The sequence below is a fragment of the Paenibacillus konkukensis genome (genome assembly GCF_023523925.1).
In the GTDB taxonomy this organism is placed as follows: Bacteria; Bacillota; Bacilli; order Paenibacillales; family NBRC-103111; genus Paenibacillus_S; species Paenibacillus_S doosanensis.
Genome location: NZ_CP027059.1, coordinates 3939159 through 3952195 on the forward strand (window position 1 = coordinate 3939159; position 13037 = coordinate 3952195).

At 56.7% G+C, this 13037-nt stretch carries 12 protein-coding genes and 1 other annotated feature; of the genes, 2 read left to right on the forward strand and 10 right to left on the reverse strand.

Features of this window, described 5'->3' with window-relative positions; genetic code table 11:
• Positions 1–137: 137 nt before the first annotated feature.
• A complete protein-coding gene (trpS, locus tag SK3146_RS16940) occupies positions 138–1121 on the reverse strand; it encodes a tryptophan--tRNA ligase (RefSeq protein WP_249866100.1) in 984 nt (327 codons plus the stop codon).
• 370 nt (positions 1122–1491) lie between these two features.
• Positions 1492–1780 (reverse strand) — a binding site (T-box leader).
• An 80-nt stretch (positions 1781–1860) separates the two neighbouring features.
• The gene (mgrA, locus tag SK3146_RS16945) at positions 1861–2850 is read right to left on the reverse strand and encodes an L-glyceraldehyde 3-phosphate reductase (RefSeq protein WP_249866101.1); all 990 of its coding nucleotides are present in this window, start codon (positions 2848–2850) and stop codon (positions 1861–1863) included.
• Positions 2851–3022: 172 nt separating this feature from the next.
• Here mgrA and SK3146_RS16950 point away from each other — a divergent pair, with 172 nt between their 5' ends.
• Positions 3023–3862: an AraC family transcriptional regulator gene (locus SK3146_RS16950; protein WP_249866102.1), complete on the forward strand. Its 840-nt coding sequence runs from the start codon at positions 3023–3025 to the stop codon at positions 3860–3862.
• A gap of 187 nt (positions 3863–4049) precedes the next feature.
• Here SK3146_RS16950 and SK3146_RS16955 read toward each other — a convergent pair whose 3' ends face one another.
• Positions 4050–5084, reverse strand: coding sequence for a FecCD family ABC transporter permease (locus tag SK3146_RS16955; RefSeq protein ID WP_249866103.1), 1035 nt, complete (start codon positions 5082–5084; stop codon positions 4050–4052).
• The gene (locus tag SK3146_RS16960; protein ID WP_249866104.1) at positions 5084–6136 is read right to left on the reverse strand and encodes a FecCD family ABC transporter permease; all 1053 of its coding nucleotides are present in this window, start codon (positions 6134–6136) and stop codon (positions 5084–5086) included. The genes SK3146_RS16955 and SK3146_RS16960 overlap by 1 nt, the downstream gene beginning before the upstream one ends.
• A gap of 279 nt (positions 6137–6415) precedes the next feature.
• Here SK3146_RS16960 and SK3146_RS16965 point away from each other — a divergent pair, with 279 nt between their 5' ends.
• A complete protein-coding gene (locus SK3146_RS16965) occupies positions 6416–6589 on the forward strand; it encodes a hypothetical protein (RefSeq protein ID WP_249866105.1) in 174 nt (57 codons plus the stop codon).
• Between the two features lie 555 nt (positions 6590–7144).
• Here SK3146_RS16965 and SK3146_RS16970 read toward each other — a convergent pair.
• The 6 genes from SK3146_RS16970 to SK3146_RS16995 form a co-directional block, all read right to left on the reverse strand.
• Positions 7145–7567: an HIT family protein gene (locus SK3146_RS16970; RefSeq protein WP_249866106.1), complete on the reverse strand. Its 423-nt coding sequence runs from the start codon at positions 7565–7567 to the stop codon at positions 7145–7147.
• A gap of 100 nt (positions 7568–7667) precedes the next feature.
• Positions 7668–8213 (reverse strand): FAD-dependent oxidoreductase, encoded by a 546-nt coding sequence (locus tag SK3146_RS16975; protein ID WP_249866107.1) that lies wholly within the window; start codon positions 8211–8213, stop codon positions 7668–7670.
• Positions 8214–8431: 218 nt separating this feature from the next.
• Positions 8432–10165 carry a hypothetical protein gene (locus SK3146_RS16980; protein ID WP_249866108.1) on the reverse strand — a complete coding sequence of 578 codons (1734 nt, stop codon included), beginning with the start codon at positions 10163–10165 and terminating at the stop codon, positions 8432–8434.
• A gap of 65 nt (positions 10166–10230) precedes the next feature.
• Positions 10231–11181 (reverse strand): sugar phosphate isomerase/epimerase family protein, encoded by a 951-nt coding sequence (locus SK3146_RS16985; protein WP_249866109.1) that lies wholly within the window; start codon positions 11179–11181, stop codon positions 10231–10233.
• Positions 11182–11211: 30 nt separating this feature from the next.
• Entirely contained in the window at positions 11212–12084 is an 873-nt protein-coding gene (locus SK3146_RS16990) for a carbohydrate ABC transporter permease (protein WP_249866110.1), read from the reverse strand.
• A 30-nt stretch (positions 12085–12114) separates the two neighbouring features.
• Positions 12115–13020 carry an ABC transporter permease gene (locus SK3146_RS16995; RefSeq protein ID WP_249866111.1) on the reverse strand — a complete coding sequence of 302 codons (906 nt, stop codon included), beginning with the start codon at positions 13018–13020 and terminating at the stop codon, positions 12115–12117.
• Positions 13021–13037 lie beyond the last annotated feature (17 nt).

A 13037-nucleotide genomic window follows, 5' to 3' on the forward strand; every position in this document is an offset into this window, starting at 1 on the left:
CCGCCCCGGCTGAGTGAGCCCTGCGATGCGGGACGCTCCCGGGGGCAAGCCGCGGCTCGCCAAAAAGCCCCCCGTCTTCACCCGGGAAGGGGGAAACGGGGGGGCTGACGCAAGCCTCGTCTATCTTTCATTCAAGCTTAATCGAAATAGCGGATGCTCATCGCTTCGCGAACCTCCAGCATCGTCTCTTTGGCGATAGCTCGGGCCTTGTCGGTGCCGGAGACAAGCAGTTCGTCGATCCGTTTCGGCTGGCCCTCATACTGCCGCCGGCGCTCCCTGATCGGCTCTAGCAGCTCGTTCATCGCGCCGGTTGCCAGCTTCTTGCAGTCCGCGCAGCCGATCCGCCCGCGACTGCACTGCTCGTAAATGTCCTGCTTGCTCTCCGGGCGAAACGCGCAATGATACCCGTATATCGGACAGATGTCCGGATGGCCGGGGTCGTGCTTATGAATGCGGCTCGGGTCCGTCTTCGCTTTCTTGATTTTCTCCTCGACCTCGCCGGGAGACGAATCGAGATAGATCGCATTGCCCATGCTTTTGCTCATCTTGCTGTTGCCGTCCAGCCCCTCCAGCCGCTCTCCGACCAAAGCCCGCGGCTCGACCAGCACCGGCGCATACAGGTCGTTAAACCTGCGCACGATTTTCCGCGTCTGCTCGATATGCGGAATTTGGTCCTCGCCTACGGGAATGAGCGTAGCCTTGCAGAAGGCGATATCCGCCGATTGGCTGACCGGATACCCCAAAAAGCCGTAATACATTTCCTTGTATCCCCGCTCCTTCGCCTCCGTCTTGATCGTCGGATTGTGGCGAAGCGAATTGACCGTCACGAACATGGAGAAGTACACGGTCAATTCCGCGATCTCGGGAATCATCGATTGGACAAACAGCGTAGATTGATCCGGGTCGATCCCGACGGCCAAATAATCGAGCGCGACCTTTCTCAAGTTATCTTTAATCAGCTGCGGCTGATCGAAATGCGTCGTGAGCGCCTGCACATCGGCCAGCATAATGAAGCTTTCATACCGCTGCTGCAGCTCTACCCGATTTTTCAAGCTTCCGACGTAATGACCAAGGTGAAGTTTTCCGGTAATGCGATCTCCGGTTAAGACACGTTCCTTCATGGAACATCCTCCTCTGATTTGATTTTAGCAAACGATCCGTCCTGCGCCACCACCAGCCATCATCCATGGTCATCACCTCTTTTCATATATAAAAATCGAAAGCGCGCCGAATCCGCCCCGGGTGCCGGACTGCCGCCGTCAGCCACGGGCTGCGCGCCCGCCTCAATCGTATGGAACAAGAACAAATCCTCCAAAAGTGACGTGATGCTCTGAAGCTTATTCCGTCCGCATCCAGCCTAAGCCGGATCGGCGTCTAACCATTCCTCTGGGATCGTTCTATGGGTAGACTTTCCTTTCGGGGAAGAACCCCGATATCCACAGGATATGGCTGCGCATCATTTCCTAAACAATAAAAAAACTCCGCCCTTGGTTAAAGGACGAAGTTGGATTCGCGGTACCACCTTTGATTAGCCTTCCTCCCGGAAGACTCGCTCTGCAGGTACGGATGCTCAAGGTCTCCCAGCGAGCCTTGTGATCGATACCCTGTCTTTTGTAACGGTAAGACATCCGCCTCTCCTACCCAGCTCCGGCAATCATGCCCGAAGCTTTCGGATCGGCACTCCGAAGCCCATTCAACGCGCAGCTGACACGGATTCGCACCACCCATCCGCTCTCTGAAGCCATCCGATACGCCTACTCTTCTTCATCAACGTGCACTATTTATTTTTATCAGTATATCATATGTTCCGCTTTTGTAAACCCGGCCATTCGCCGCTGCCTCATTCCTGACCGGCCAAGCCTATTGCAAAATATCCTCGATAGCCGCCAGCTCTTCCGCGCTGAATTCGAGGTTGCCGAGCCCCGCTACCGCATCCTCGATCTGGCTCACCTTGCTCGCGCCGATTAGCGCCGAAGTGACGCGGCCGCCGCGCAGCACCCAAGCTACCGCCATCTGCGACAGCTTCTGTCCGCGCTGCCGGGCCAGCTCGTCCAAGCGGCGCACTTTGCCGAGCACTTCCTCTGTCAGCTCCTCCGGCTTCAGAAATACACTCGAACCGGCTGCCCGCGAATCCTGCGGAATCCCGCCGAGGTAACGGTTCGTCAAGATGCCTTTATGCAGCGGCGAATAAGCGATGCTGCCGACGCCCGCTTCATCCAACACATCGAGCAGCCCGTCCTCTACCCAGCGGTCCATCATCGAATATCTCGGCTGATGGATCACGACCGGCGTACCCAAGCGGCGCAAAATGTCCAGAGCTTCCTTCGCCCGGTCGGCCTTGTAGTTGGACAAGCCGACATACAGCGCCTTGCCTTGGCGCACGATCAGGTCGAGCGCTCCCATCGTTTCTTCCAGCGGCGTGTTCGGATCGGGACGGTGATGATAAAAAATATCCACATAGTCCAAATCCATCCGCTTCAAGCTTTGATCCAGACTCGCCACCAAATATTTCTTCGACCCGAAATCGCCGTAAGGCCCCGGCCACATCAAATATCCGGCTTTGGTGGAGATGATCATCTCGTCCCGATACCCTGCGAAATCGGCATTCAGAATGCGTCCGAAATTCTCCTCGGCGCTGCCCGGAGGCGGCCCGTAATTGTTGGCCAGGTCAAAATGCGTAATGCCCAGATCAAATGCGCGGCGCACCATCGCGCGGCCGTTCTCATAAAGATCGTTCCCGCCGAAATTATGCCACAGCCCGAGCGACACGGCCGGCAGCTTCAAGCCGGTGCGTCCGCACCGGTTATAGACCATGGAATCGTAGCGTTCCTTGCTTGGAATATAGCTCATCGTTATTCCTCCCCGGAGTTTATAACTTAAATTTTTTCCCTCAATACTTCATAATTTCGGTCGTCCGCCTTCATTCTAGCGCTTTCCTTGGACAAACCATATGTCAGCATGTATGCTATATATGGCATCATGTCTCTCATTGCCTTAATACGTCCATTGACCGGAGGCCTATATGACCTTATTGGATTACCGTTATACATCGGACGCGTCGGCGCCTTCCATTGAACTCAAACTGTATTATTGCGGCTATGAGCGCTGCGCTCCCGGCCATTCCTGGGGGCCTGCGCTGAAAGATCATTATAAAATTTTGTATATTCACGGCGGCAAAGGCATTTATCGTACCGGAGACCGGATCTACGAGCTCGGCGAAGGACAAGGCTTTCTGCTATGTCCCGACGTCATCGCTTCCTACCGGGCGGATGACGAAGACCCGTGGACTTATTCCTGGGTCGCCTTCAACGGCCTTAGCGCCGAGCTATATTTGCGCCGCGCCCAGTTGTCTCCCGCCAATCCCGTATTCCGCTGCACCGACGCCCGGTCTATGGATCAATGCTTCTTGCAGGTGTACGAAGCGAGCAAATCCAAAGGCAGCAGCGATACGCGGCTGCTTAGCGCGTTATATGGATTTTTGTCGATGCTGATTGAAGAAGCGCAATCTCACTGCCCTTCGGCCAAGCCGGACAACCTGCGGGATCTCTATGTCCAGAAAGCGGTCGAGTTTATTCAAATGAACTATTCGCAGCCGGTCGCCATCGCCGACATGGCCGACTGGATCGGCCTCGAACGCAAATATTTGTCCAAGCTGTTCAAATCCGGCACCGGCATGTCGCCGCAAGATTTCCTGATTCATTTCCGGGTAAGCAAAGCATGCGAGCTAATGAAAAACCCCGCGCTCTCCATAGGGGAAATCGCAGGCTCCGTCGGCTACAAAGATCAGCTGCTCTTCTCGAAAATGTTCCGTAAGGTGAAAGGCATGCCGCCGAGCGTGTACCGGAGGACCAGCACCACCTGATCCCTGCGCTTCCGCTGTCCGACCCGGTACCGCAGCTTACCGGCAGCTCCCTGCTGCGAACGACAAATAGGAGAGGACAAACGAGTCCTCTCCTTGTTATTGTATCGTCAGCCGTCAGGCCAGCTCTGAGACGGTTCATTCCGCCGCTTTCCCCGCGGCAAGCCCGCGGCTCCTTCGCAGCCCTAGCCTAAGCTCTGGCACGGGCCAGCAAGTACAGGAAGTAAGGCGCCCCGATCACCGCCACGACAATGCCCGCGGGAATTTCCTCGGGCTGCATAATGGACCGCCCGATCGTGTCCGCCACGATCAGCAGCAGCCCGCCCGTCAGCGCCGACGCCGGCAGCAGATGCTGATGCTTCGGCCCGATCAGCCGTCGCGCCAAATGCGGCCCGATCAAGCCGACGAAGCCGATGCCGCCTCCGACGGCGACGCAGGAGCCGGCAAGCCCTACGGCCGCGGCGATCAGACCGAGCCGCTCCTTCTCCACCGGCGCTCCGAGCCCTGTAGCGGTCTGCTCGCCCAGGTTTAGCACATTCAACACGCGCGCCTTATAGAAAGCATAAGGAAGCAGAACGATCAGCCACGGCAGCAGCGCAAGCACGAATTTCCAGTTCGAGCCCCACACGCTGCCCGCCAGCCATACCGCGACGAATTGATAGTTTTGCGGGTCCAGTCGGAGCGTCAGCACGATCATCGCCGCGCTGATTCCGGCCGCAACGGCGATACCCGTCAGAACCAGCCTCGTCGGCGACAGCCCTTCATGCCGTTTGTAAGCGAGCACGTAAATGATCGTGGCGGTTAGGCCAGCGCCGATCAGCGCTAGAAACGGCAGCACAAATACCGGTGCGGCCGTTGTCGTCGGATAAAAGGAAATGAACAAAATGACCATCAGCCCGGCGCCCGCATTAATGCCGAGCATACCCGGATCGGCTAGCGCATTGCGCGAAATTCCTTGCAAAATGCAGCCCGATACCGCAAGCCCGGCGCCGACCAGCATCGTAATGACGATGCGGGGCAATCTGAATTCGAATAGGATAAGATGCTGCTTGGCGGTACCCGCTCCGAAAAACGTCCGGAACACATCAAGCGGTCCGAGCCGTATGTACCCTGTATTCATGCTGATCAGAAGCATCAGCAGCAGCAAAACTGCGAGAGCGGCCAATACGAGAACGGCGCGAGCGACTCTTTTGCGTTCTCCCGCCGAAGATGAGACGAAAGCCATTACAGCTCCCTCCTTTCCTTACGTACCAGGTAGAGGAAGAACGGTACCCCGATCAGCGCGATGAGCGCCCCGATCGGCGTCTCGTAAGGAGGGTGGATCATTCTCGCGCAAATATCGGCGATCACCATCAGCAAGCCGCCCATCACGGCGGAGCAAGGAATAATCCAGCGGTAATCGACGCCGACCAGCGCGCGCACGATATGCGGGATCACCAGACCAATGAACCCTACGGCCCCGACGGCGGATACGGCCGCGCCCGCCAACACGAGCACCAGCACCATCGCCATGAGCTTCACGCGCCCCGTACGTTGGCCCAAGCCTTGCGCCAGCTCTTCGCCAAGGCTCAGCACCGTGATCGAACGGGACAGCATCAGCGAGCCGACCAGCGCCGCGGCGACCCAAGGGAACATAATTTTCAGCTGCAGCCACTTCGTGCCAGCCACGCCGCCCGCATACCAGAACGCCAGATCCTGACCGATGCGGAAATAGAGGGCGATCCCTTCGCTTAAAGCGACCAGCAGCGCGCCGACTGCAGCTCCGGACAACGCGAGGCGCACCGGCGTCATCCCGTTTTTGGTGAGCGAGCCGATGCCGTACACCATTCCGGCTCCGATCGCCGCCCCGATAAAGGAGTACATGATCAAATATAAGAAAGGAAGACCCGGCAGCAAGGCAAAGCATACTGCAAGCGCAAAGCCGGCTCCGGCGTTAATGCCGAGCAGCCCGGAATCGGCGAGCGGATTTCTCGTAATCCCCTGCATAATCGCCCCCGCTACGGCAAAACAGGCGCCGACCATCGCCCCCGCCAATGCTCTGGGCAGCCGCAGCTCCTGAATAATCTGATGCTGCGTCAAATCCGGATTGAAATGAAATACCGCCTGCCAGACCGTCAGAAACCGGATATCGGCGGCCCCCAGGGAGATCGACGTCACTAGCCCTACAATTAAAGCAGCCAACCCGCCGATAAGCACCAAAGTCGCCGCCAGCGGCCGCGTCCGCAAAGGCGTTTTGGAGGGGTTCTCTAAGCGCGCCGCTTCTTCAGTATGCAACATATGCGAAAACCATCCTTTGTCCCAAAAATATACACGTGATAATGAGAATCAGTATCACCATCAAGTCACTATATTAGCATAATAGCCTGAGAATGGATAGTAACGGCCTTATATTTTTTTCAAAAAGGAACTATTTTCTCGCCCTTTACCGGGGGCATCCATACCCGCTTTCACGAAGTATTTCTATCTCATGCTACTATTTTTATCATAAACAAATCGTATAAAGACGGAGGATCAGGACAGAATGGACAATGAATAAAGCGAAGGGGTGTTAGATCAATGGAAGCTAATATGAGTATCGTCGATGTCGCAAAGCAAATTCAACAGCTGAAGCATAGCGGGGAGACTATGAGCAAGAAAAAAATCAAGCAGTCTCATCCGGAGCTTCTGCAAAATGCGCTGTATTACTTCCCAAGCTGGGAGCATGCGATCCAAAGCTCCGAATCCCTTTAATGATGAACGTGACGGAATAGTTGTAAAGACGGGGGCCTGAAGCAGGCCCCTCTTTCATCGTGAGCCGGCAGGCCGTCATAACCACTTACAAAGGAACAAATCCCCCAAAAGCCATCCATGCCGCCGACGCGGCACCACAGACAATGGAAATGGGGTACCAAGAGTAATTTCCAGGGTAGTGACGTGATGCTCTGAAGCTTATTCCGTCCGCATCCAGCCTAAGCTGGATCGGCGTCTAACCCTTCCTCTGGGATCGCTCTATGGGTAGAGACATTACTTTTGGGAGAGCATCCGGATATCCACAGGAAATGGCTGCGCATCATTTCCTAAACAACAAAAAAAGACCCGGCGGAAAACCCGCTCAGGTCCTTGACACGAAGTATGGGCGTTGTTGCGAAAAAGAACTCGGGCTGCAAAGACATTATGTTCATTAGCCGAAAACGGCGGTTATTTCTTGGCGTTGGCCTTCGGGCCCTCCACCTGCCTCGCCGTCTCCTCCCGGAAATCCCTCCGAGCCGTTCCTCCTAACCGCATGTTTCCCGCTTCTTCGCAGGCTTACTGTAAATGCAGCTTGATCAATCCGATCAGCTCCTCGTATTCCTGCTCGCTCAGCTGCTTGTTCGGCGCGGGATTCATCTCGAACATTTTGCCCCACGTGTACTCGTTCTCGTATTTCGGAACGATGTGGAAATGCACGTGCGGCATCGTATCGCCGAAAGCGCCGTAATTAATTTTGCCCGGAGCAAATGCCCGTTCAATCGCTTGCGCCACCTGAGCGACGTCCCGCATATACGCGTCCTGCTTCTCCTGCGACAAATGGAAAAACTCCGTCTGATGCTCGTTCAGCGCCACGATGCAGCGGCCCCGGTACGTCTGTTCCTTGAACAAGTACAACGTGGACACGCGCAGCTTGCCGATTTCGATCATAATGTTATCCAGCCGCTCGTCCTGAGCGCAATAAATACAGCTTTGAGTCATGGCTGCTCCCCTGCCTTCGGGTGAATTTGACCTGCTTCGGTTTAATACTACGCCCCCGCCCTTTGTTTGTCCATGTTCTTTTTTGCACGGTTTCCACCGGTTAGACCCGCACATGCTTCAGCTCCGGCGCATGGCTGTACGAGGATACGCGTACCAGCATGGTAATAAGCTCGCGGATCGTGCCGCTGCCGATTTCGCCGCTTAAATATTCGCTCAAGCTGCGGCTGCGGATCGCATGGGTATCGACCTTGCGCAGCCCGCGGTAAAACCGCAGCAGCTCCATCTTCTCTGCCCAGCTCAAGGCCGAGCCGAGAAATAAATGGGCCATCGGCACGGTCCGCTCGCTCTCTTTGTCCCCTCCGAACACGAGCTGCCCGCTAAGCCTGGGCTTCCCTCCCGAAGGGGCGACGCCAAGCTCGCGCAGTACGGACATCCCCTTGCCGTGCTGATACAGCGCATGCGGCCCGAGGTTGAACACGCCGCCGTCGCGCACGCTCGATATCGCCCGCCCGCCGGGTGCGGTTCCTTTTTCCAGAAGCAGCACTCGAAGCCCCCTGCGGGCCAAATAGACCGAAGCGGCCAATCCGGCCAGCCCTCCCCCGATAACGATCGTATCCCAAACTTCGGAATCGCCGCTTCTATTCATAGCGTTTACCGGCATTGTCATCGTCGTTCGCCACCTTATCGTCAGTTATCGTCTTCTAATCCCTACGACGATTTACCCTGCAGCATTGTGACCCCGAGACAATATCCGATCCGCTAAAAAAAATGTCTTCCCGCTCTCCTCCCGTCCGATACAGTTCCATTCGATACCGTTCCCCGGATGCGGCTTCCGCCATCCGCCCTTCGCGCGGCATTGCCTTTCTACAGCAAACGGATCGTAACGGTTTTATCGAATGGCGTAACCCAGTTCATATGCACGTACCGGCAGCCCGCAGGATGGCTGTCTTCGCGAACCTCCGTCACGAAGTGCTCGCAGCACCCCGGCGCAAGCTCAAGCGCATGCCCGCCCGACGCGTACCGGGCCGTGCCATGCTTCAGCATATACCGCCCTTCGCCGACAGGCTCCAGCCCCTCGCCCGCAAGCTCGCCTTCTGGCCCGAGAATAAAGGTCAGCTGGGTCAGCACGTCCTCCCGCTCGTCGGAGACAACCCGCAGCGTCCATTCCGATGCGCCGGGCGTCAGCTCGGCCGTCAGCCGATGCGTCTGCACATGCGTTGACGGACGGTGCTGATGCGGCAGCAAATACCACGGACTCATTCGCTCCCGCCCCTCGGGCAGCAGCGACCTCGGTATCGGTCCGGTGTAGCCCTTCTCCATCGTAACGCTCAGCGTATAACCGTGCTCGCGGGCCTCCAGCTCCTCGAATTTCACAACGCCGGGGGAGAACGACGTCGACAGCTTCACCCCGAGTAGCCGGACCCCGCCGTGACGCAGCGAGAAGAACGAAGGCGTTCTTGCCATAACCGTCGCGCTGGTCTCCCGGTCGCGAATCCGGACGAGCGGAGCCCCGAACGCCGGGTGCATGCTGCTGTGCCGGATTTGCATATGATGGCCTACGGAATGAGCTGCCTCCAGATGCTCCCGGACCGGGTGCGAGCCGTTGATTACCTGCACATACCGGTCCGGCAGCGGGGCCCGCTCCAGACCGTCTATATTCGTCTCCTCCGGGTAGAGCAGGAGCTGCAGAAGCGCATTGTTGTTCACGCCCTCCGGCCCGCGGATGCGGGAGCCCGCGCTGTCGGCCATCGCGGCAAACAGCGGGTCCCGGTCATGGGCCGCCATAAACCGGTAAGAGAGGAAGTACGTCGCCAGATCATAAGAGTGGCCGAAATCTTGACGGCCGGAATAATCGGTAACGATCTCGCCGGACGGATGCACCAAATATACCATCATGCGCAGGTTGCGGCGCACGGCCTCAAGCAGCTCGGGCCGGTTCAGCACCCGGCCCGTATGGTAGAGCGCAATGTCGCTGACGGCGTTGTAGATGCCGTTGCTGCGCTCGGTCCACTCGCCGTCCTCCGTGATGTCGAGCCCTTCGGCGAGCCATTCCTCGGCTCTCGCCGCAAGCTCCGGCAGCTTGAAGATTTCGTACAGCAGCGACAATGCCGCCGTAAGCACCCAGCGATGGTTCGGCGTGTGGCAGCCGCCGGTCAGCATGGCGGGAATCGTGCGCTCAAGAAAAAGCCTGAGCTTGCCTGCAGCCGGCTCGCTATCCGCCCAGCCGTGCCCGAGCAGCAGCCGGTACATCTGGGTCACTCCTCCGACGACGAAGCCCGTGTCCGGCGGCGAATTGAAATTGGTCGAGCCGAGCGACACCGTCCCGTCGGCATGCTGGCGGTTCAGCATGAAATCGGCCGCCAGCTCGAAGGCTGCAAGCAGCTCCGGGTCGTGATAATACCGCGAGTCCGAATTGACCAGCGCGCACGCCCAGCAGGCCATGAAGCTCGGCGTACCGCCGTGGTTCGGCCTCGGAATGCCCGAGGCGTCCATAATCCCGCCCGCATATTTGCTCGAAGCGTCCTTCACCTGCTTGCTCAGCGTAGACTGCGTGACTTCGTCGTATAACTGAACCAGTCTTTTATAAGTCGGTTCCATAGGCTCATCTCCTCGTTTCGCTTACGCTTCGTACTTCAAAAGCGAGCGCTCGGTCCAATGGCGGATCACCTGTCGTTTCCAGCTTGGATTTTACCGGTAATCAGCCGGTGGCTCTGATGGATGTCGTCCGGCCGGCAGGCGGCCTTCAGCTCATAGACCTTCACCCTGGCCTGCTCGATAGCGCCCAGAAACCGGTCGAAGCCGCGCGGGTCGCCGCTGTGCACATACGGGCACCAATGATCGGACAGCTCCGGCGTTTCATGGATATGCACGCCGTAAATATAAGGCTTCACCCGCTCCAGCTCGGCGTCGTTATCGTACAATCCCATCCGTTCCATCATCGTCGCATGGCCGATATCGTACCACAGATAGACCGGGGCGCCCTGCAGATGGTCGCAGATCGCCTTCGCCTCCGCCAGCGTCGGCATCTGGTAGCAGCGCGAGCGCGTCTCGATGCCGATCGCGACATTCCAGCCCCGCCTTGCGGCATGCTCGCTCGCCTGCTCCAGACTGTCCTGAATCCGCTTCGTGTAGCTCGGGCCGAGCCGCTCCCTCCGCTCCAGCATTTTCGCCCATAGCGCGCGATAGGCGGCGGAATCCTTGCCCTCCTCGCGGTACAGCTTCTTCAGCTCCGCGTCGATATTGTACTCGAAGGGCACCTCGCCCGGATGCACGACGACGGCCCGGGCCCCGCAGCGGTCGGCGTATTCCATCGAGCGGATCAATAGCTCTACGGACCGCCGCCGCTTCGCCTCGTCATCGAAGCCGAGCATCACCGAATCGGTATCGTAGTCCTTGTCGCCGATGAACGGAAACACATTATGCACGCTGGAGACGGCGATCTCCCCTTGCTCGATCATCGGTTGTATCGTACGCAGATGCTCCTCCGTCACATTGTAATTCAATTCGACATAACGGAAGCCGAGACTGCGAATTTCCTCCATCATGTCTTTGCCGACCGCATGTCGTTTCACATTCCAGCAGGTCGAGAACGAATACTCCCCTTTATCCGGCATTCTTGCTCCTCCTTTAACGATACGCCCGCCCTATCCTTTGACCGAACCCAGCATAATCCCCGATACGAAATACCGCTGCAGCCACGGATAGACGATCAGAATAGGCAGCGTAGCGACGACGATGCTGGCCGCCTTCAAGCTTTCCGGCAAAATTTGTACGATCTGCGCGCCTTCCATCTGCATCTGATCGGTCATCATGCTGTTCATAATCATCTGATACAGCTTCAGCTGAAGCGGATACAGATTCGGATCGGTAATGTAAAACAGCGAGTCCATAAAGCCGTTCCAGCGGTTGACCGCATAGAACAGGCTGAGCGTAGCGATCGCCGGCATCGACAGCGGCAAAATGATGCGGATCAATGTGCCGAAATGCGAGCTGCCGTCCAGCTCCGCCGATTCCTCCAGACTCTTCGGAATGCCGTTAAAAAACGTAATCAGAATGATCAGATAGAACGGATTGACCAGCAGCGGCAAAATTAGCGACCAGATCGTGTTAACCAGATGCAATTGTTTAACCAATATATATTCGGGAATGATTCCCCCGCTGAAAAACATCGTAAAAACGATCAAATACATAAACACCTTGCGCCCTTTAAGCTCCGTCTTGGTCAGCGGATAAGCGGCGCATATCGTCATGACCATACACAGCGCGGTGAACAGCACGGTCAGGCCGACGGACAAGCCCAATGAACGGATCATCGCCGAGTCGGCAAGCACCCGGTTGTAAGCCTCCCAGCTCAACTCAATCGGAAAAATCGTCACGTCCCCCGACATAATCGGCTTGTTGGAGCTGAGCGAGATCGACACGATATGGAGAAACGGAGCCAGGCACAGAACCAGCGCGACCAGCAGCAGTATCGTATTGACTCCGTCGAACCAACGATTGCCTGTTTTGACGTTCATAAGCGTACTCCTTTCATAGGGAGAGTAAGGCTACAAAATCCCTTCGTCGGTCGTTTTCTTGGAGATATAGTTGGATGTCAGAATAAACACCAGCCCGACGACAGCCTGGAAGAAGCCGACAGCCGTAGCGACGGAATATTCCCCGGTCTGCATCCCCATTTTGTAGACGAACGTGCTAAGCACCTGCGAAAACTCCGCCACCGTCACATTGCCGATCACGAAAGGGCGGTCGAAGCCGATTTGCACCATTTCTCCCAGCTTTAAAATCAGCAGCACGATAATCGTCGAACGGATGCCGGGAAGCGTAATGTTCCATATTTTTGCAAAACGCCCCGCGCCGTCGACATCCGCCGCTTCGTACAGCTCTTTGTTGATCGCGGTCAGAGCGGCCAAATAGATGATCGTGCCCCAGCCCGCGCTCTGCCATATGCCTGTGCCTAAATAGGTGATAAGCCAATAATATTTATCCGATAGGAACGGAATCGGGCCGATTCCGATATTTCCGAGAAGATGGTTGACCACGCCGGAGTTCGTGGAAAACGCCTGGTACACGATACCCCCGATAATGACCCACGATATGAAATGCGGCAAATATAAAATCGTCTGACTGAGCTTCTTGAACCAGACGGCGCTCAGCTCGTTCAGCATTAACGCCAGCAAAATCGGCGCGGGAAACGAGAAGATCAGGTCGAGAATATTGAGCATGAACGTATTGCGCAGCGCTACGTAGAACGCATCCATTTTGAAAATTTGGCGAAACGTATCGAAGCCGATCCATGGGCTCTTATTAATCCCTTGAAACAAGTTAAAATCCTTGAAAGCAATCGTCACCCCATACATCGGGCCGTACTTGAACACAAGGAAATATGCGATAGGCAATAACAGCATGGCGTACAGCTGCCAATATCGATTCAGGTACACTCCTGCGCCTCTCATTCCTATAAGCCTCCTCC